18 protein-coding genes are annotated in these 21,720 nt (G+C 41.4%); 1 reads left to right on the top strand and 17 read right to left on the bottom strand.

Features of this window, described 5'->3' with window-relative positions:
* Positions 1 to 90: 90 nt before the first annotated feature.
* The 5 genes from I6E84_RS13225 to I6E84_RS13205 form a co-directional block, all read right to left on the bottom strand.
* Positions 91 to 1,341 (bottom strand): adenylate/guanylate cyclase domain-containing protein, encoded by a 1,251-nt coding sequence (locus I6E84_RS13225; protein WP_227681531.1) that lies wholly within the window; start codon positions 1,339 to 1,341, stop codon positions 91 to 93.
* A gap of 506 nt (positions 1,342 to 1,847) precedes the next feature.
* Complete coding sequence (locus I6E84_RS13220) at positions 1,848 to 2,282, bottom strand: HIT domain-containing protein (protein ID WP_110922409.1); 435 nt, start codon at positions 2,280 to 2,282, stop codon at positions 1,848 to 1,850.
* Between the two features lie 223 nt (positions 2,283 to 2,505).
* A complete protein-coding gene (gene mfd, locus I6E84_RS13215; RefSeq protein ID WP_197218445.1) occupies positions 2,506 to 6,207 on the bottom strand; it encodes a transcription-repair coupling factor in 3,702 nt (1,233 codons plus the stop codon).
* A 218-nt stretch (positions 6,208 to 6,425) separates the two neighbouring features.
* Positions 6,426 to 6,959 carry a ribonuclease E activity regulator RraA gene (rraA, locus tag I6E84_RS13210; protein WP_197218444.1) on the bottom strand — a complete coding sequence of 178 codons (534 nt, stop codon included), beginning with the start codon at positions 6,957 to 6,959 and terminating at the stop codon, positions 6,426 to 6,428.
* A gap of 120 nt (positions 6,960 to 7,079) precedes the next feature.
* Positions 7,080 to 7,781: an NAD-dependent epimerase/dehydratase family protein gene (locus I6E84_RS13205; RefSeq protein ID WP_197218443.1), complete on the bottom strand. Its 702-nt coding sequence runs from the start codon at positions 7,779 to 7,781 to the stop codon at positions 7,080 to 7,082.
* Between the two features lie 503 nt (positions 7,782 to 8,284).
* On the opposite strand from I6E84_RS13205, the gene rpsT reads away from it, so the two are divergent.
* Positions 8,285 to 8,551, top strand: a complete 267-nt coding sequence (rpsT, locus tag I6E84_RS13200) for a 30S ribosomal protein S20 (RefSeq protein WP_110922405.1) — start codon at positions 8,285 to 8,287, stop codon at positions 8,549 to 8,551.
* A gap of 232 nt (positions 8,552 to 8,783) precedes the next feature.
* On the opposite strand, the gene I6E84_RS13195 is transcribed toward rpsT, so the two are convergent.
* The 12 genes from I6E84_RS13195 to I6E84_RS13140 form a co-directional block, all read right to left on the bottom strand.
* A complete protein-coding gene (locus tag I6E84_RS13195) occupies positions 8,784 to 9,620 on the bottom strand; it encodes a histidine phosphatase family protein (RefSeq protein ID WP_197218442.1) in 837 nt (278 codons plus the stop codon).
* A gap of 164 nt (positions 9,621 to 9,784) precedes the next feature.
* On the bottom strand, positions 9,785 to 10,582 hold the full coding sequence (locus tag I6E84_RS13190) for a metallophosphoesterase (protein WP_227681529.1): 798 nt from the start codon (positions 10,580 to 10,582) through the stop codon (positions 9,785 to 9,787).
* Between the two features lie 126 nt (positions 10,583 to 10,708).
* Positions 10,709 to 11,407 (bottom strand): orotidine-5'-phosphate decarboxylase, encoded by a 699-nt coding sequence (gene pyrF, locus I6E84_RS13185; protein ID WP_197218439.1) that lies wholly within the window; start codon positions 11,405 to 11,407, stop codon positions 10,709 to 10,711.
* 73 nt (positions 11,408 to 11,480) lie between these two features.
* Positions 11,481 to 11,888, bottom strand: coding sequence for a lipopolysaccharide assembly protein LapA domain-containing protein (locus I6E84_RS13180; RefSeq protein WP_197218438.1), 408 nt, complete (start codon positions 11,886 to 11,888; stop codon positions 11,481 to 11,483).
* A 117-nt stretch (positions 11,889 to 12,005) separates the two neighbouring features.
* The gene (locus I6E84_RS13175; protein WP_110922400.1) at positions 12,006 to 12,311 is read right to left on the bottom strand and encodes an integration host factor subunit beta; all 306 of its coding nucleotides are present in this window, start codon (positions 12,309 to 12,311) and stop codon (positions 12,006 to 12,008) included.
* A 368-nt stretch (positions 12,312 to 12,679) separates the two neighbouring features.
* Positions 12,680 to 14,368: a 30S ribosomal protein S1 gene (gene rpsA / locus I6E84_RS13170; RefSeq protein WP_110922399.1), complete on the bottom strand. Its 1,689-nt coding sequence runs from the start codon at positions 14,366 to 14,368 to the stop codon at positions 12,680 to 12,682.
* A gap of 304 nt (positions 14,369 to 14,672) precedes the next feature.
* Positions 14,673 to 15,440 carry a (d)CMP kinase gene (cmk, locus tag I6E84_RS13165; protein ID WP_197218437.1) on the bottom strand — a complete coding sequence of 256 codons (768 nt, stop codon included), beginning with the start codon at positions 15,438 to 15,440 and terminating at the stop codon, positions 14,673 to 14,675.
* Positions 15,441 to 15,560: 120 nt separating this feature from the next.
* Positions 15,561 to 16,127 (bottom strand): tRNA adenosine(34) deaminase TadA, encoded by a 567-nt coding sequence (gene tadA / locus I6E84_RS13160; RefSeq protein ID WP_197218436.1) that lies wholly within the window; start codon positions 16,125 to 16,127, stop codon positions 15,561 to 15,563.
* Positions 16,128 to 16,865 (bottom strand): uracil-DNA glycosylase, encoded by a 738-nt coding sequence (locus I6E84_RS13155; protein ID WP_197218435.1) that lies wholly within the window; start codon positions 16,863 to 16,865, stop codon positions 16,128 to 16,130.
* A 349-nt stretch (positions 16,866 to 17,214) separates the two neighbouring features.
* A complete protein-coding gene (gene clpA / locus I6E84_RS13150; RefSeq protein ID WP_197218434.1) occupies positions 17,215 to 19,779 on the bottom strand; it encodes an ATP-dependent Clp protease ATP-binding subunit ClpA in 2,565 nt (854 codons plus the stop codon).
* Positions 19,780 to 20,293: 514 nt separating this feature from the next.
* The gene (locus I6E84_RS13145; protein ID WP_197218433.1) at positions 20,294 to 20,701 is read right to left on the bottom strand and encodes an ATP-dependent Clp protease adaptor ClpS; all 408 of its coding nucleotides are present in this window, start codon (positions 20,699 to 20,701) and stop codon (positions 20,294 to 20,296) included.
* 176 nt (positions 20,702 to 20,877) lie between these two features.
* On the bottom strand, positions 20,878 to 21,711 hold the full coding sequence (locus tag I6E84_RS13140) for a hypothetical protein (RefSeq protein WP_197218432.1): 834 nt from the start codon (positions 21,709 to 21,711) through the stop codon (positions 20,878 to 20,880).
* Between the last annotated feature and the right edge of the window lie 9 nt (positions 21,712 to 21,720).

Here is a 21,720-nt window from a genome sequence, read left to right as displayed (position 1 = left end):
CTTTTTTATTTTCATATAAAAAGCCAACGATCATTATGATCGTTGGCTTTTTTACGTATATATTCAAAGACTATTATTTGTCAATGCAGCTTACTTATTACCTATATCATTGCGTTTATTTTCTGCATTAATATCATTTTCATTTTTTTCGTTTTCTTGCTCAATACGTCCAAGCGCAAAATTTAACCGGGCTTTAACATCCTGATAGTCGTTATGATTCATGTCCTTAAAGTTTAAATGCAAATTAAATCCAGGTAATGTGTAATCGACCCATTTTGATAAATGAGCTTTATTAATATCAGGATCAAAGACTCGCCATGCTTGTACTTTCTTATCAAATCCTTTTAGATGAAATGCACCAGCATGCTGACACTCATAATTATGACAGACATAGTCATAAGTACTTTCACTGATCAATATCTCATCTTTACCAGCGCTAGACTCTAGTCTCGCTGCCAAATTGGCTTCTTTACCAATCAATGTATAGCTAAGACGATTGTTGCTACCGAAATTACCCACATGGCAATAGCCTGTCGTAATACCAATACGTATATACAATCCCTCAAAGCCCATAAGGCGCCATTTCTGTCTCAAGGTACGCATTTCACGCCGCATGTCTATTGCCATCTCAAGACAGCTCAAAGCGTCCTGACGCGTACCCTGACTGTTTGGCTCACCGAAAAAGCATATCATGCCATCGCCAACAAACTTATCAAGCACTGCACCATGTTTGTTAGCAATTAACGTCATGCTATGCATATAGGTATTCAAAATATCAGCCAAATTATCCGCGCTAAGGCTATCAGACAACTCAGTAAAACCAATAATATCTGAGAACATAATAGTCAGCTTGGCACGTTTATTAGAGACGTTCACAGGGATATCTGCTCTTACGATTGGCTCCCAAACTTGCAATGGGACAAAACGTGTTAGTTTATTAATAACAGAGACTGCACTATTCAATCGCCCAACTGCATGATGAGAGTGAGCTTCATAACGGACATATTTCCTATAAAAACACGTAAATCGACATAAAACAACAATCATACTGGCTAATAATATAAGAGGTGTTATCCAATCATCATAACCTTCTAGCTTGGGAATATTTAAAATAATACTGACATAATAAAAAATAATAACCGTTATTACGGATACAATGATCAATTTTATACGATTTTCAGGGCTACTAACAATAATCCTAAGACCTATTAATGCCGCTAGACTGAGCGAAATAATCATATGCAGCTCTATCGACCCAATCACCATAGATAGTAAAATAATGACAATATTAGATGTCCAAAAGCTGGCTTGGCGACGATAATTATAAATTAAAATTAGCATACTTGGCAGGCCAACAATGACAAGGAGCGCCATTGCAGTGGGTCTAAAATCAAAATGTAAAGCGAGGAGTATAACGGTGAGTATTAATACGAAAACTTCTGGGTAATCGACCTTATCGTATACTTCCTCTTTTGTCAGAAGCTCTGGTCTCAATCTGTCTAAAGTAGTCATATGAGCATTCGCTTAAACAAAATAGGCTGTAGGAGAAACCAAGAGACATGAGTATAAGTGTATTACCTATTTTTATGACTAATTGGACATAAGTACGGTCTGATACTACATTATACTTCTTAAAGGTTATAAATCCCATGCCACTCATAACCAAAAGAACACCACTTATCATTTAATTTGCCTTAATATCCAATTAAATTAAAATAACGATCTTTATTATTTAAGTTAAAAAACAAAAAATCCAGATAATAAATATCTGGATTTTTTTTAACTGCTGCAAAATAGACTTTAAATAACTTAGTATATTTTTATTAATGTAATTATGGATTAAGATTTTATTTCATTTGCCAATCAAAAGGCATTTGATGATGTCCACGTAACGCCATCATCAGAGTCTGCTGCATTTGTGCCAATACTTCCTTGGTATAAGGAACAGCTGGAACACCCCATACTGGGTTTGGCCACTGCATATCGTTTTGATAGCGTACGATATGATGGAAGTGCAACTGTGGTACTTGATTGCCCAATGCGGCTACGTTCATTTTATCTGCTTGGAAAGTCTTGGCCAGTTGACTTGATAACCAGCTCGACTCACGTAAAAACTGTACTTGGTCTGTTTCGGATAGCTCATATAACTCTTTGATACCTGATACACGTGGCACCAATATCAACCAAGGAAACTGGCAATCATTGATTAAACGGCAAGTCGATAGCGGAAAGTCACCCACTAAAAAGCTATCGGCAGCAAGTTTATGATGAAGTTGGAACATAATGACGGTTCTCTTGTTATGGATCTCAAATAAAAGAAATCAAAAGTATAGAAAGCTAAAATATGAGTAAATAAAATATGGTTTCATTATTTTATCAGTTATCTATGCGATAAAATAGCGCCATGACTCATTGCCTTGGCGTTTTATTTTTAAACTATCTGCGTGAACGACTTGGCCAATCTTCTCATTCACCTGTATAGCAAATAATCATTACAGGATGAAGCTAAGCAGACTCCGATACCATATGCTCGCTAAAATAGCGCAACAGCTCTTGAATGACCGTAACACGCTGTTGAGGTGTTTCGAGTTTATCAGAATTTTGGTAACGGATGCCAGACGCGCCATTCATACGATAGCGCTGCCCATCTGTTTGAATCAGTTTAATAATCGCTAATGCATCGACAGGTGTGTCAGGTGCAAACTCTAGCGTCATACTACTACCATTGGCATCGATTTTGTTAATCTTCAATGGTTCTGCTTGTAAACGTAACCCATGAATGGCAAAGAGCTGCTTAGTTTGATCTGGTAATATACCAAAACGGTCAATCATTTCAGTCCGAATATCCGTTAGCGCTTCTTTATCATCGGCATTACTAATGCGTTTATAAAACAATAAGCGCTGATGCACATCATGCAAGTACTCTTCTGGTATCAATGCTGAGCTGTGTAGATTTATTTCACTGGTCAGTGACAGCGGTGTACTTAAATCAGGCTGTTTGCCCGCTTTAATCGCTTTCGTCGCACGTTCTAGCATATCCATATATAAGCTAAAGCCAATTACCTGCATATTACCACTTTGCTGCTTACCCAGTATCTCACCTGCCCCGCGAATCTCCAAATCTTCACTGGCCAGCATAAAACCTGCACCCAGTGTGTTGGCACGTTCAATAGCATGCAGGCGACGCTTGGCATCACCTTTTAGACCTTTAATAGACGGTACAAGCAAATAACAGTACGCCTGATGATGGCTACGGCCAACGCGGCCACGTAGCTGATGCAATTGGGCTAAACCAAATTTATCAGCGCGCTCAATGATAATAGTATTGGCATTAGGCACATCAATGCCCGTTTCGATAATAGTCGAGCATACTAACACATTGAATTTTTTATGATAATACTGCTGCATCACTTGTTCAAGCTGGCGTTCCTGCATCTGTCCATGAGCCACACCTACACGCGCCTCTGGAACCAGCTCGCGTATGGTCTCTGCCATGCGCTCAATACTGGCCACATCATTATGCAGCAGATATACCTGACCACCGCGCAATAGTTCACGCAAAATAGCTTCTTTCATCAATGCTTCTGTCTTTTGCATGACAAAGGTTTTAATCGCTAGGCGTCTCGCAGGTGGTGTAGCAATGATTGACATATCACGCATACCTGAGAGCGCCATATTGAGCGTTCTAGGGATAGGTGTCGCTGTCATAGACATACTGTCTACATCAGTCTGAATGGCTTTAATACGCTCTTTATGACGCACACCAAAGCGATGCTCTTCGTCGACGATCATTAATCCCAGATTAGAAAATTTGACATCCGGTTGTAACAGCTTATGCGTACCAATGACGATATCGACCTTGCCAGCGGCCAAGTCTGCCAATACCGTGTCTTGATGCTTTTTGCCACCGAAGCGTGACAGCGTTTCGATACGTATTGGCCAATCAGCAAATCGATCACGGAAGTTGTCTTCATGTTGACCTGCTAATAACGTTGTAGGTACTAGTACCGCCACTTGGTAGCCCGCGCTAACGGCAATAAAAGCCGCACGCATGGCGACCTCTGTTTTTCCAAAACCAACATCCCCGCAGATAAGACGATCCATCGGTTGATTTTGCTTCATGTCTTCCATCACTGCATGGATGGCATTGGCTTGGTCAGGCGTTTCTTCAAACGCAAATTGACTGGCAAACAAATCATATTGTGACGAGTCTATTTTAAAATGAATACCTACTTTAGCTTCGCGTCTTGCCTGCATATTTAGTAGCTCAGCCGCGACGTCATGGATTTGCTCCAACGCTTTTTGTTTAGCCTTATCCCATTTACCACTACCGATTTTGTGCAATGGCGCAAGTGCTGGATCACCGCCACTATAACGATTAATCATTTGCAAATTAGCAACTGGGACGTAAATACTGGCGTCACCATCATATTTCAGGTGGATAAACTCTTGCTCACCATCACCTACGTCTAACGTAATCAAGCCGTTATAACGCCCGACACCGTGCTCAATATGGACAACAGGGCTACCTTGAGTTATTTCGGTAACACTCTTGACCAAAAACTCCTCTGACACACCGCTTTGACGGCGACGGCGCGTTTGCAGTACTTGTCTACCAAATAATTGCGTCTCACTAATCAATACCAAACGCTCAGGAACATAAACACCGCGCTCAATAGGCGCAACGGTTAAACCAACCTGTGGTAGTTTGCTATGACCAGTCCCACTCGTTTTATCGGCTACTAGGAACGCTTCAAAACTGTCATAGGCTTTGATATCGACTTTGCCTTTAAACAACTCGATGAGAATCTCACGACGACCGGCTGTTTCAGCAACGATTAATACAGGTGTGGACGTTTTTTCTTGTATTTCTAAGAACGCTAAGAGCTCAGCGAGAGGTTCGGATTTTTGATGATTTACCGCTAGCTGCGGTGGTGACTGGGCACTTAGTCTTACCAACCCCTGTGGTTTGTTTGATGCAGGCTCTAATGATGAACTCTCATTATCCACATCAGCGACATCTGTCATCAATGCTAGCTCATCGCGCGCGCTTAGAATAACGCGTGGATAATCGTTGAGATGCTCATTAAGCTTATTAGACAAGAGATACAGTAGCTCAGGGGCGACGATAGGCTTATCAATATCATGACGGCGCTCTTCATAGCGGCGCTGAATTTGTGACCAGTAATCTGCCTGTTTTTCGTTAATCAATTCATCAGTGATAAATAACGCATTACTTGGCAAGTAGGCGAATAAACTACTCTCTGCTTCCCAGTCTTTTAAATCAAAAAACAATGGCTGATAATATTCAAGCCCACTGCTGGCAATACCTGCCATCACGTCTTTGTGTAGTTCAAACTTACGGCTACTCGTATTAGGAAATATCGCAGCAAAGTTTGTACGGAAGGTCTCACGCCCTTCATCAAGTGGAAATTCTTTTGCTGGTAGGATTTGAAACTGCTGAATAGGCTTTGAGATATCTGGCAATTTATGCAGTAGCGACAACGACTCTTTGCCCATACTACTGTCGTTACCACTCATCATTGACTTAAGGTCATCAACCGTCAGCGTGCGCTGAGTCTGTGGATTGAAGAAGCGAATGGTTTCAATCTCATCGTCGAATAAATCGAGACGCAGCGGAAATGGCTGACCCATCGCAAAAATATCAATAATACTACCACGTACGGCAAACTCACCCGGTTCAAAGACATTTTCAACGGCGCGGTAGCCTGCTTTTGCTAGTAGTCCACGTTGAGTGTTGATATCAAACTGATCGCCCACACTCAAATCAAAATGCTGCCCAATCAGCCAACTTGGCGGTGCTACTCGGTGCATCAATGCCTGTACAGAAATCAGCAAGACACCTGATGTCGGCATATCCGTCAACAGATTGATACGCTCACTCACGATATCTTGATGCGGTGACAGTTCGTCATAAGTCAATGTTTCCCAATCAGGGAACACATAGGCATCCACGCCGCAAAATGCCAACTCTGTCTCTATTTGATTGAGCTGGTTTTGGTCGCGAGTCACGACAACCTTGAGACGATCAGCAACATCCCGTATCGATCCCTGTACCAAGCTTGCTAACCACAAACTGCTAACAGCACCATGCACAGGTGCTAGCCAACGCCGCTCGGCATTTTGGATAGGAAATAGCTGTTGGTTAATAGGGTCAAACGCGTCAGTCAAAGCAGTGATAGGCATATAGAATAGGATCAAAGTTAAGAGTCAGATAGCTATTATACGAATATTTCATCAATTACCAAAACTTATGCCGTAACGGTTTGTCACTTAAAATTTTACTAATTATTAAACGATCAATTAAGACCTTAAAAATACTCATTACCGCCTAAAATCGTCGTGAAATGAAAAAACCTCAACTTATAAGCTGAGGTTTTTAGTTGGTACTTATCGAATTATTGTTAAATCAGTGGTTTAGCATTAGCGATAATGCCATTGTTATCTGCATAAACAAACATACCTGAGTTCAAGGTTAAATCACCAAAGCTGATTTCAATATCCGTTTGTCCTTCGTCGCGACGATTTGATTTACGTGGGATACAACCAAGTGCCTTAACACCAATATCCATCTGTGCAACGTCATCCACATCACGGACACAACCATAGATAATGACTCCTGCCCAACCATTCTCAATTGCTGATTCTGCAATCATATCACCTAAAAGAGCGCAGCGCATTGAGCCACCACCATCGACGACCAGCACCTTGCCATGCCCATCTTTGTCTTTACCGTCACTGTTTAGAAGTGATTTGACGCGGCTATTATCTTCAAAACACTTCACTGTTACGATTTCACCGCAAAACTTGTCTTTGCCACCAAAGTTCTGAAATGACTTGCCTTCAATATTCGGCAAACATACTTGCGACTCAGGATTGGCATCCAATAAATCACAAGTCACAAAATTTTCTCTATTTATCTGCATGGATTCCGGCATAGTGAAGCTCCTTGTTTTTGATTATCTAGTCATTACTCTCAATTTTTATCGAATATCTATATAAATACTTAGGCTATTTTAAAACACAGTACTGTGATAAATATAAAAGTCATTAACCGTTTAATTTTTCACTCTTGTCATCGCAAGCATCTGCTTATTTTCAATGATTTCTATTTTTTTCAATGTAGGCTCCGCACGGTATTTGTTACGCTCATAGATGGCATGCGCACTCATTGCCATTGCACTAGCGACACGCTTAGCAGAAATAGGATGTAGTGGTAATGACTCTGACAAAAGCGGTGATATGAGCTTAAAAGCCTTTTGACCAATGCTCTCAAGAGGACGACCTTTATGTTTGCCTAATAGCAATGAAGGACGTAAAACGACTAGATGCGCAAAATCCAATGATATAATAGATTGCTCGGTTTCCGCTTTGACTCGATTATATAAAAAACGACTGTCAATATCGGCGTTCATTGAAGACAACAAAAAGAAGTTTTCGACGCCTTTATCTTGACACAACTTAGCAAAATTCACATTGTAGTCGTGGTCGACTTTTCGAAAGGCTTCGTCACTACCCGCCTGCTTCTTAGTCGTACCGAGACAACTAAAAGCATCCGTCTTACGATCAGCACCAACGCTGGCAAAAATCTCGGTTAGATTATCAAAATCGTTCACTTGATAAAAACGCATGCTGGCATTGATATAGCGTGGCGGACGCCGTGCAATCACAATTAACGTGTCATAAAGCTCACTAAGCTGCTTAACCAGATACTGCCCTACCAGCCCTGTCGCACCAATTACAATTGCTTTTCGCTGCATATCCGATCCATTTATATATAGTGTTGGAAAATTTATTTTTATAAGAAAATCTGTCGTGTGAAAGATCTTAAGTCTAGTATCATACCTAATTTAATACACAACTGACGGTATTCTATAGAATATATTGTAAGAGGTTTTATCAGCTGACGCATCTATGTAGCCAATCACGTCTCCACTAACAATACTGAAAGATGGCTTAACAACAATCCTAATAGACACTAGAGAAATCAGCAGCCCATGTGATATCATAACTTCTTTTGGCATTAATCATCAAATATATTGTTCTAAGCGCAATAATTTGCTAAGATGTTCGGCTTTACACGTCAACGCTGTTTAATTATTCCAAACAGTTCTGGCGCTTGCGATGCTCTATTCATATTAGATACTTTAATATAAGACATCGACATCATGTTTGGCGAGAGGCTGCTCGTCACCGATGATTGTTTAAACCCTTTATTGCAATCAACATTCATATTTTATCTGTCTTTATCAAGGAGATACGCGTGGCTAATACTGCACAAGCTCGTAAACGCGCCCGTCAAAACACCAAACGTCGTCAGAACTCTGCGTCACAACGCTCTATGGTTCGTACTTACTTAAAACGTGTTGATGCGGCTATCGTAGCTAAAGATTATGACGCGGCTACCGAAGCTTACAAAAAAGCGGTACCAGTTCTTGATCGTATGGCTGACAAAGGTATTATTCATAAGAATAAAGCTGCTCGTCGTAAGAGCCGCCTAAACAAAACAATCAAAGGCCTTCAAGCTTAAGATTGGTCGCGTTTAGACCGCATTACGCTTTACAGTGTAATGACTAAAACCTTGTCACTGGTTCTAATACTGGGGCAAGGTTTTTTTATGCCTGTTTAAAACTCACTGATTCAATTTATATAATCAAAGAAATCTAAAACAGCTACAAGGCAGCCGACCGTAGATTGTACATATAGTACCTCTAGGGAGGGTAACACCCTAGCGGTTTAGTAGTTCGCTGACTATGCTGATATCAAGTCCATTTCACTTCTGGTGGTAGCAGTAATTTGCTAGGATGATACCCTGCAGCACGGTAACCCTCTAACAGAGTATGAATTGGACGAGTATAAACCTCACCACGCCAAACAAAATGCGCGTTGGCTTGCTCAAATGGCAAATCATCAAACCACAAAAACACTCCTTCCATCATTTTTGGCCAATCATTCCAATCAATCTCGACCACATCAAACATCACGGCTAAAAATGCAGACAGTAGCGTATCATGACTGACGGCAAGCATAAGATGCCCATGCTCAGGCTGGTGTTGATAAAATAGCGATAAGATGTCGAGACCACCTTGATAGGCGTTTTTGGTGCCTTCAAGATTGCCTTGTAAGAATCGATTGATGAAGTTAAGCACACCTATCTCTTTGAATACTGGATTGGCTATTTCAGGTTCAGTAACGAGGCTGCCAGGCTCAACCAGTAGTGATTGATGTGCAATATCTCGTCGTAGCCCTGCCCCTTCTTGCATCAGCTGCGCCGTATCAATACAGCGACCTATAGGGCTTGAGATACTATCGACATTGAGGGAGTACGGCAGATGTCCTGCCAACCAACGACCCCAAGATTTTGCCAACACGCGACCTTTAGGTGTCAGTGGCAACTGATAGCTGGCAAAACCATTCCCATCAGAACGCTCGCGTAGAGAGTGCCTAGTAAACAAAATCAATCGCTTGTTTTCGGGCAATAAGCTGACTGATGAGATCATACTATCAGGCAGGTGCGAAGGTGCTGGTGCACTTGGAATATGAGTCCCAAGCTTTTCAGCAGATAATTTTGATAAAGTATCGTTCGTGTATTTACTCATGACAACAAGCGTAGCAGATTTTTTGGTAGGAATGAACAAAATATCAGTATAATCATCGTATAGGCGTCAATGATTGTACCCAAAGCTGCTCAAAAATAGGGCTGTCACTCTTAACACTGCTATGACATTATTGCTAACAATGCCTGTATCTCTACAGATGCACGCTAACCGATATCAATCACTCTATCCCATGAGAACTCTAATGCTGTACTACTTACTTCATTTGGATAAGCACGTGGATTAACAATCACCCGCGTCTTACCAATCTGATAATCAAATGCTTCATGGGTATGTCCATGTACCCAGAGTGTCGGCGCCCACTCCTCATGCATCCATCCGGAGAGATCACTGATAAAAGCGGCGTTACTCGGCAAATTAGCATACTTCTCAGACACAGATAACGGGCTAACACTATGATGACTCATCACCACGGTTTTTTTGCCAAGTTTATTAGCAGTGATTAATGCTTGCTGTAACCATTGACGCTGCTCGGCATGAAGTTGCATAGAGACCTCAGGTGAAAACAACTCGCTACCGGCATATATTTGTTTGTAATCACGCATAAAGCGACTAGCAGCTGCCATCGTATCCTCATTGGCTTGATACTGATAATCCGTCCAGAGCGTACAGCCTAGGATTCGCATTTCACCAATATCCATATGCTGACACTGCAAAACCCGAACGCCTTCATTCGACTCGATATTATAATTGTCCCAAGTCGCTAGTTTCTTATCGAAATGCAGTACATTTTCATTGAAGTACTCATGGTTGCCTGCGATAGTGATTAGAGGGACTTGCAGACGCGCAGCTTGCTCCTGTAACCATGGCATACCATTGTCACTATTTGCAGTATCTCCCGCTACTAGCACCACATCTGCGTCGGTTTTAGGGATATGCCCTATCGGATGTGACTGACGAGCATAACTATCAATATGTAAGTCACTCAAAATCTGTAATTTCATATAAGCCAATATCATTGAATAAACACAAATAGTTTAGCACCTTTTACCTACCCGCAAAAAGCAAAAAAGACAGCGAGTTAGGCTGTCTTTTTATCGTTCAGGCATTACAATTTATTAAAGCGTGGCCTAAATACTTTGTAGTATCTTCTGCAGTTTCGCAGCAGGGTTTTCTGCCTGTGTGATTGAACGCCCAATGACTAAGTAATCCGAACCGTCACTGAGTGCTTGCTTAGGCGTGCAAATACGTTTTTGATCATCAGCATTGTCTTCTAGCAGACGAATACCGGGAGTAATAAGTTTAAAATCTTGACCACACAATGCTTTAAGCGTTTTAGCTTCTTGTGCTGAGCACACCACACCATCAAGTCCAGCTTGCTTGGTCAATTGTGCCAGTCTACTCACGTGCGCATCCAGACCATCAGTAATGCCCGTTTGCGTCAGCGCTTCATTGTCCATAGAGGTCAATACAGTGACTGCTATCAGCAAGGTATCAAAACCATTATCTAGTAAACGCTGCTTGGCTAATGACATTGCTTCTAGACCTGCACTTGCATGGACGTTCACCATCCATATACCCAGCTCAGCCGCTGCCAAAACTGCTTGTGCAGTAGTGTTAGGAATATCATGAAATTTCAAATCTAAAAACACATCAAAATTACGCTGATGCAGTGCCTTCACTATGTCAGGACCACAGCGAGTAAAAAGCTCTTTGCCTACTTTTAATCGACATAATGCTGGATCTAATTGATCCGCTAGCGCTAAAGAGGCTTCCATGGTCATATTATCTAGAGCAACGACGACTGGAGACTTAATTATATTATTCATGACTTAGCCATATTGATATCGGAGTTATTGAAGAAGTATATCTAACTTAACCGCAGATTCATTGCGAGATGGTTTAGTCTCGCTTATGTTTAGTAAGAGCAGCACTTTCATCTAAGTCACTATCCACTCCATCCTGTACATTAGTCGCCGTAGAGCCATAAACGGCCTCTTCTACCGTTGGCGAATTCGCTTGACGATCGATGACTATATTGGCTTGTGTGAGTTGCTCTTGTAGATTGGTTTTTGCTTTTTGCAAACGCGAAATTTCCCACTTGTTTTGTAAAACACGGAAAATAAGCAGTGCTAGCAAAATACCAATAACGATACCCAGCATCAGACAAAGTATCAGTAGCAGCCCTAGATTCATCGTAGGCGCTTGCGAGAACAGTAAATTTACACCAACTTCAGTATTATTTGCCAACACCAAACCAAGCGCATAGGCAAAGCTCAGAAACAGTAATACAAACAGTAAAAAGCGCATGAGACGGTTACCTTAGTTGGAAATGCCGTTAATGTATTCAGAATAAATAGGTGATATGAGCGACTGATAAAACATTTTATAAAAAATGCTTATTCAATAAATGGTTTATGACAACATTTAGCTAGTTGCAACTGTGTCATTGACCGCTTCACGTAGTGCTTTGCCTGGTTTAAAATGAGGAATAGCCTTAGCAGGTACTGGCACGCTTTCCCCTGTTTTAGGATTGCGTCCTAGACGTGCACGGCGATGGTGTAGACAAAAACTACCGAACCCACGAACCTCTACTCGGCCATCATTGGCTAAAGTATGGGTCATTAAAGTTAATATTTCGCGTACTGCATCATCGACAACTGTATCAGTCATATTGTCACAGTTCGCACTCAAATTACTAATAAATTCGGACTTGTTAATCGCTTGCTGCATTATTACGCTTGCCTTGTAAATTAATGGATAAGATGATTGTGAGTCAAAACGATATTTTAGGTTATTCAAATAACGGTATTTATTCCAATAACTGCTGCTAAATCAATACATCCTTAAAATAGTAAGGATAAAAAAATAGTAAGGATAAAAACTCGGTCTTTAGAACGGCCTATCGCTTTGAATAAGTAGGGACTCACATCTTGTTACTCAATGTTGCAAATGATAGCGGATATTACCGTAAATGAAAATAAGAGTTTGCCTCTTTGGGCAAAAACATCACCTGTTAATAGTAATATCAAAATTTATTCATAAAAAAAAGCGACCGGAGTCGCTTCTTTTATATTACTTTATATCAATAACTTAGCAGCTTACTGCATTTGTTCTTTGATCAAGTCACCAATAGTTTTTGGTTGAGCTTCAGAACCGGCAGCGGCAGTAGTACTTGTGCTGCTTAGTTCTTTAATTGCTTGACGCTCTTCAGCTTCGTCTTTCGCTTTGATAGACAAGTTGATGTTGCGCGTTTTGCGATCAACACTGATGATTTTAGCTTCAACATCATCACCAACAGTTAGATGCTTAGTGGCATCTTCAACGCGGTCACGTTGGATCTCAGAGGCACGTAGATAAGCTTCTACTTCGTCAGCAAGTTCGATAGTAGCACCTTTAGCGTCTACTTCTTTCACTTTACCATTAACGATAGCACCACGGTCATTGTTGACTAGGTATTCGTTGAATGGATCAGAGCTTAACTGCTTAACGCCTAAGCTGATACGGTTAGCTTCTGCATCTACTGACAATACCATTGCTTCAACGGTGTCGCCTTTGTTGTAGTTACGGATAGCGTCTTCGCCAGTTTCGTTCCAAGAGATATCAGATAGATGAACAAGACCATCAATACCACCGTCTAGACCGATAAAGATACCGAAGTCAGTGATTGATTTGATAGTACCAGTGATTTTATCACCGCGCTCATGTTTCTTATCAAACTCATCCCATGGGTTAGCAAGAGTTTGTTTGATACCTAGGCTGATACGGCGACGTTCTTCGTCGATATCAAGAATCATTACTTCAACTTCATCACCCACTTGAACAACTTTAGATGGATGGATGTTTTTGTTGGTATGATCCATTTCTGATACGTGTACTAGACCTTCAATACCTTCAGAAATCTCAGCAAAACAACCATAATCAGTTAGGTTAGTTACGCGTGCTTTAACAACACTACCTACTGGATAAGTTCCGCCAACGTTATCCCAAGGATCAGTACCAAGTTGTTTTAGACCTAGGCTTACGCGATTGCGCTCACGGTCAAACTTCAATACTTTAACTTTTAGGTCTTGACCAACTTCAACAACTTCTGATGGGTGCTTAATACGGCGCCATGCCATATCAGTGATGTGCAATAGACCATCAATACCGCCAAGATCAACGAATGCGCCGTAATCAGTAAGGTTCTTAACGATACCTTCGATTTCGATGCCTTCTTCAAGCTTGTTCAATAGCTCTTCGCGCTCAGCTGAATTTTCAGCTTCCATAACTGCACGACGGCTAACTACAACGTTGTTGCGTTTTTGATCAAGTTTGATAACTTTGAATTCTAGCTCTTTGCCTTCAAGATGCGTCGTATCACGGATAGGACGTACATCTACCAATGAACCTGGTAAGAATGCGCGTACTGAACCGATATCTACAGTGAAACCGCCTTTAACTTTGCTTGAAATGATACCTTTTACGATTTCATCGTTGTCAGCAATTTTCTCAAGGAAGTTCCAAGTTTCAACACGCTTAGCTTTTTCACGTGATAGCAAGGTTTGACCCATGCCGTTATCAACTGCTTCAACCACGACATCAACACTATCGCCAACTTCAACTTCAAGTTCGCCTTCTTCGCTTAAAAACTCTTCACGAGCGACAATACCTTCAGACTTCAGACCAGTGTCAACAGTGATCCAGTCGCTATCGATGGCTACAACAGTACCAGTGATAACCGAGCCACGCTCGATATCCAGACCTGTTTCTTCGATGCTCGCTTCAAATAGTTCAGCAAATGATTCCATTATGTCTACCTTTGTATAGCCGTATCCTGTCCAGCACAGTACGGATCAAATTTATGATTGCATAAAACGAGAATACTGGTTTTTTATCCCATACAATCATATATAAAAACGTTTGTTGTTAATAAGCGCATGTTTTACTGAAATTATTAACAACAACTGTCTGTCTTACCTGAAAATTTCGTTATCTATTCTATCAAACCATGCTTTCTTAGGGCCTGGTAAGCCCTATAAATTTCACTACTACAATTTTATACTAAAACCAAACCTCATAGCAAAGCTTTTAATGCTTAATATGTTGTTTTTATTAACTATTAAAGAATATGCCTTTGGTCTGACAGTGTTTCTTCACTTGTTCGTATACAGTATCAGCATCTAGTATTGAACTATCAAGCAGCAAGGCATCCTCTGCAGGTTTCGACGGTGCAGTGCTACGATTTTCATCACGATCATCACGAGCTTTAATCGTTGTTAAGATTGCATCAAAGTCTGCTGTTTGCCCAGCGTTCAATAACTGTGCCACACGGCGCTCAGCACGCGCTTCAGCACTGGCGGTCAAAAACACCTTAACATCAGCATTTGGGAATACTACCGTTCCCATATCACGGCCATCAGCAACCAAACCTGAACGAGTTGCCATGTCCTGTTGTAATTTTAACAACGCTTCACGAACTTTTGGAAAGATTGCTATCTGTGATGCATAGCCTCCAACTGTTTCGTTACGTACCTGCTCACCGACTGCCTCATCATTCACCAGAATATCAACACGTCCTGACGCATTATTAGGCACAAATGCAATCTCTAAGCTTTGTGTCAACTTTAATACCGCCATCTCATCAATGGTTTGACTGGTATCTGCGGTAACCAAACCAGCTTCGAAAGCCTTGAGTCCTACAATACGATATAGAGCACCCGAATCAAGCAACTGATAGTCCAATGCTTGAGCTAAGCGCCATGTAACCGTGCCTTTGCCTGCACCGCTCGGCCCATCAATACAAATAACAGGATAACGCAATGGTTGCGTTTGACTATTATCATTATGAAGTGCGGTGTTATCAGTTGTAGAAACGGTCATAATAATCACTTAATCGGAGACAACAATCATATGGCTGACAACTTCGCCATTAAATAGGGCAATATTATAGCAAAGAAACATCCCTATCACTAGCGACAAGTCCGATATCTTGTTAACAGATTATTTTGATTTCATTTTGGCCAGTTTTCGTCGTTCGCGAAAAAAGCTTTTGAGTATTTGACTACTGTGCTCGCTACAAAGACCTCTGTTTACTTGAATACTGTGATTATAAAAAGGCTGCATCGGCAAGTTCATCTGACTACCAACCATACCTGCTCTTGGCTCACTCGCCGCATAGACTAGCCTTTCTACCCGTGCATGGATCAGCGCCCCAACACACATCGTGCAAGGCTCTAAGGTAACATACAGCGTTGTCTGTAATGGCAAGCGATAGTTATTTAAACGAGTACAGGCATCTCTCAATGCGATAATTTCGGCATGTGCAGTCGCATCATGGCGACCAATTGGCTCATTGAACCCCTGCCCTATGACCTGCTGATCGTGTACTAGTATCGCCCCTACTGGCACTTCTCCATGCTCAGCACCTTGTTTAGCAAGCTTGAGCGCTTCTTGCATCCACTTAACATCTTCAGTTGACCAAAATATACTGGTCTGAATATCTTCGATAACTGGCTGACGATTCAAGGATTGGTATGGTTTCAAGCTTATATCCGGTATATTTATCATCTATTGCGGTAACTGCCAATCAATCGGTGTCTGACCATACTGTACCAAATAGTCATTGGTCTTAGAAAATGGCTTAGAGCCGAAAAAACCACCGCGGTTAGCGGCAAGTGGTGAAGGATGCACCGCCGTCAGAATAAGATGCTTATCTGTATTGATATACTTACCCTTCTTCTGTGCTTTACTGCCCCATAATATAAACACTGTACGCTCTGTTTGTTCATTGACCACATCAATCACCGCATCAGTGAACTGCTCCCACCCTTGATTTTGATGACTATTCGGCTCACCCTCTTTTACAGTCAACGAGCTGTTTAATAACAAGACTCCCTGCTGCGCCCAATACGTTAAGTCACCATGTGCTGATGGTTTCAGACCAATATCAGTAGCCATTTCTTTCAACAGGTTATTAAGCGATGGCGGTTTTGGAATAACTTTTGGCACAGAAAACGATAGTCCCATGGCCTGTCCTGGACGATGGTAAGGGTCCTGACCTAATATCACGACTTTGACTTGTGATAAAGGCGTTAGGTTAAAGGCATTGAACATCAGCGGTGCTGGCGGATAAACGCTTTCCTCTGATTGGTACGCTTCTTTTAAAAACGCACGCAGATTATCCATATTATCAGAGGTTAGCTCATCTGCTAATGCTGTTTTCCAATCTGTTGGCAGGCGTACATTGTCTAAAATCGCTTGCTTTTGCTCGGGGGTTTTGGTCGTCTGCTCATCAAACAGTTCCATAATATATCCTTTTTTATTTGTTATACATCATATAAATACTAGGGCATGTCATCAATTAGCACATTGATAAATTTAGTGGCCTTAAAATGGCTAAATTTTGTCAAACATCGTCAGAAATCTTGTCAATATGTTCATATTTACGGCGAGTTCTTCCTTGTTTGACTGCAATTTTTCTCATTTTAAGCCACACAATCTAAATGATGACACGCCCTAGATAAGTCTACATGAACAAGTCTTTCACATTAGAATAAGTAGACTCATACATTGGTTTTATGATGAATTATAGCAATAAAAAAACGGCTACCGTAGCAACATGGTAACCGTTCTTGTTTTATTGATAACAAAAATCTTAGCTGGCTAACGACTCAGAGTCTGGATATGGCTCATGTGTTTCGACGACCGTCAAAATAATACGACTGTCTGCTGAACCTTTATCTGAAGTCTTACCATTCGTTTTTTCAATCTTAACGGACTTGTCATCTTGCTCAGAACTGTCTTCAGGCTCTAGTGTTAGGTGTACAACCCCACCATTGACCAAGTCACCAAACAAAATCATGCTTGCCAATGGTTTTTTGATCTCGTCTTGAATCAGACGCTGCATAGGACGTGCACCCATTAGGCGATCGTAGCCTTTATCAGCTAGATAGTTACGAACATCATCATCAATCTCTAAAGTCACTTGCTTATCATCAAGCTGCACTTGTAACTCAACCAAGAATTTATCGACAACTGATACCACGACCGACGTATCTAATGGGTTGAACTGGATAATTGCATCAAGACGGTTGCGGAATTCTGGCGTAAAGACACGTTTGAGCGACTCTGTATTATCACGACTGTGGTCTTGCTGAGTAAAGCCCATAGATGAGCGGCTAATACTGTCAGCACCAACGTTGGTGGTCATAATAACGATAACTTGCTTGAAGATAGCAACGCGGCCATTATTATCAGTCAAAGTACCGTGATCCATCACTTGTAGTAACAAGTTGAATACATCAGGATGCGCTTTTTCGATTTCATCAAGTAATAAGACACAATGTGGATGCTGATTGATTTTTTCAGTCAACAGACCGCCCTGATCATAACCGACATAGCCAGGAGGCGCGCCGATCAAGCGTGAAGCCGTATGTGCTTCCATATACTCTGACATATCAAAGCGAACTAACTCGACACCAAGCAAATTGGCTAATTGACGCGATACTTCTGTCTTACCCACGCCTGTAGGACCAGCAAACATAAACGAGCCGATAGGCTTATCTGGTGCCTTTAGGCCAGCACGAGACAGCTTAATCGCATCTGCTAATGTTTCAATCGCTTCATCTTGACCAAATACTAAATGCTTGAGATCACGATCTAGATGCTTGAGAATACTCTTATCATCGCTAGACACTGACTTGGGTGGAATACGTGCAAGCTTAGCAACGATGGCTTCAATATCGGCCACATCAATTTTCATCGGTGGTCGTTTTTTCGCAGCTTTTGAATCTTTAGATGATTGAACGCGATCGTTGACTTTAGCAGTATCTGCTTCATCCTGCATTTCATTACTGTCAATCTCGCTGTGAGTCACACCGTCAAAATCTTCTTCATCAGCATCGATCTGAGCATCAAAGTCTTGCTCTAAATCAGCAATGAAGCTTTCTTCTGCATCGATATCATCCGCATCTGGAATCACGCCCAAACGCTTATAAGCACCCGCTTCATCAATCACATCAATGGCTTTGTCTGGTAAAAAGCGCTCGTGAATATGTTTAGCAGATAACTGAACAGCGGTAACCAATGCTTCATCTGTATATTCAACGTTATGGAATTCTTCATAGCGAGGCTTTAGACCACGTAAGATGTCGATACTGTCATCAACGCTTGGTTCTTTTACATCGATTTTTTGGAAACGACGTGATAGCGCATGATCTTTCTCAAATACCTGACGATACTCGGTAAAGGTCGTAGAACCTATACAGCGTAGCTCACCATTAGCAAGTGCCGGTTTGATCAAGTTCGACACATCCATATTACTACTCATTGACGACCCTGCGCCAATAATCATATGAATCTCATCAATGAATAAAATCGCATTAGGTTTATTCTTTAATGCGTCAAGCAACGACTTCATACGTTTTTCAAAATCACCGCGGTATTTTGTGCCAGCGATTAATGAACCAATATCTAGGCTATAAATAACGCAACCATTCAATGGTTTTGGTGCTTTGTCATTGATAATCAACCATGCTAAACCTTCAGCAATAGAGGTTTTACCCACACCAGGTTCACCGACTAACAATGGGTTGTTTTTACGGCGACGACACAGTACTTGCGCAGCACGCTCAATTTCAGAGGTACGTCCAATCAATGGATCCGTTTTACCTTCAGCAGCACGTTGGTTTAAATTGGTCGCAAACTCCACCAATGGATCTTTGCTGGTTTTCTCTGAGGCATTACGGCGCTCACCAGTCATCGAAGCACGCGGCTCAGAGGGTTCTTCTTTATCTTGACCATGTGATAAATACTGAGTCAGCTCAAGGCGGCTGATACCTTGCTTTTTAAGCAGGTAAACAGCATAGGTATCATGCTCTGAGAACATAGATACCAAGATATCCGAGCCTTCTACCAAACGGCCACCACCAATAGATTGCACATGAAAAATAGCACGTTGCAAAATACGATCAAAGCTTTGGGTAGGCTGCGGTGATTGCTCTGTATCTGCATCTATCGTTGGCGTATGCTTATTGATATAAGCTTCCAACTCAGTACGCAGCGTTGAGACATTTGCATTGCAAGCGGTCAATGTATTGGCGGCGTGCGTATTTTCTAGCAATGCCAGTAGTAAGTGTTCAACAGTTAGATACTCATGCGATTTTTGACGCGCAAGTGTCATTGCTAAACGCAAAGAAACTTCAAGATGACGACTTAACATAACAACTTCCTACGGTTATACCTATCTTTATAATTGATAGCTTTATGAATGAGTTAGTAAGTAAATCAGGGCGATAGATGGATTGTTCAAGGGTAATATCTGTATTATTAAAATATCTTACTAAATGACACTGTCTAGGGATTGTATAAATAACAGTACTATCTATCATCAACTAACTATTACCAACCCAGAGTGTTGATAACTCATACTTGCTGTTCTTTATATCAACACGATACTCAATCAGAGTCAATCTATTAAAAACGACTAAAGTGTATCAAAGCGTGCTATACACTAACGGTGTTAGAAATAATAAAGGATAAAAGCTTAGAGAATTAAACAGATAAAAGAGAGAATGGACGAGGCAACAAAGAATTTGAAGGGTTTTTATATAAACAGTGAAGTGAAAAAAATTCTATGTAAGATAACTATCTAGCTCACTGTGGCAAGTGAGCTATTTATCAAAGGTAAGAACATATAAACGAAACATTGAAATCAGCATAATAGAGGGATTCAGTTATTCGCCTTGGTGCGGCTCTATTTGAGTCAGTAGTGGATATCCTTCACGATGCGCCAAACTATTTACTTTTTTGGCCTTAGTCTCCGCAATGTCTTTTGGATAAATACCCGCAATGCCTTTGCTCGCATTGTGAATCGTCAACATAATCTCAACGGCAGATTCCATACTGTGACGAAACTCTGATTGCAGAATATAGACGACGAATTCCATCGGTGTATAGTTGTCATTGTACATAACGACTGCATACATCGGTGGCTTAGCCACTTCCGGCTCTGCCACTAATACGTCTGCTTGTGGTGACGTTTCGCCGTCCGTATCCCCATCTTGCGCACGGTCAGCAGGCATGTTTGGGAGATGCCAATCAGAGACGATTGGCGTAGTCTGTAATATTGCTTGATTTATCATAATTAGAGTACAAATTAATAGGTATATTTATTACGGAATAAGGGATAGTGAAGAGAGGTAATCGCTAGTTTAATACAATTAGATTTAACACATTCAGATATAGTATCAGGCTCGCTGAGTCTACTGTTTGTAGTACTGTCACTTGCCTTTCTCATATCTCAGTTATCTAGAACCAACTAAGGCTTAATAGGACTGTCATCCACTTCTGGCAAATCCAAAAGTGATAGCGGCATATTGTCAACTCGAGCACCAAGCTTCCAATCATAGATCTGCTCTACTTCCTGCCCGCCTGCTTTCAAGCTGAGCTTTACTTGTAACGGCTTAAAGCTAGATGGCATGATAAAACGGCCACGAATACGAACAATGCCTTCAATCGTATCGACTGGATACTCTAAAGGAACTTCTACGAAGTCATCATCATTAAGCAGTGTCAATGTTGGCGTCAGTCGTTTTGATGCACCATCACTGGCAAGCATTCCAACATCAAACATATACTCAAAAGCATTTTCGGGTAATGGTTTAATATGAGCGCCAAGCACCTGTAATGGCATGCCGCCTTTGCTGCTAACGATATCAGCATATAACTCGTTGAGCTGCGAAAGCTGTCTGTTTTCAACCGTCAATTCTTGCTTGTTTTCACTCAGCTCTTTTACATTGGCTAAGCTTATTGCCAGCTCTTGCTTGGCAGTAGCCGCTTGATTGATCGCTATTTTATGACTAAGACGCGTATCTTCCAGCTCTTCGGTCGCCTCTTCACTATTGATTAGTGCTTGCTGGGTTTCCGTTTCCATAGAGTGGTAGCCGCGCTGATAGCCGAGCTTATGACCAAATATTAGTCCAACCATGGCAGTTACCAGTATGACAACCACAAATAGCGCCAGTACCAATGTAGACGCGCCTTGCTGCTCGCGGCCTATAGAACTTACTGGGCTAAAACGATGGCGATTGGCGTCTATACACGATGAACGTGCTGACTGTGAGCAAAAGCGTAATACAAACTTAACACGCATTTAGGCGGT

Source organism: Psychrobacter sp. SCQQ22 (assembly GCF_015864605.1).
Lineage (GTDB): Bacteria > Pseudomonadota > Gammaproteobacteria > Pseudomonadales > Moraxellaceae > Psychrobacter > Psychrobacter fozii.
Note: the sequence above shows the minus strand (reverse complement) of the source record. Positions and strands in the feature narration are given on the sequence as shown.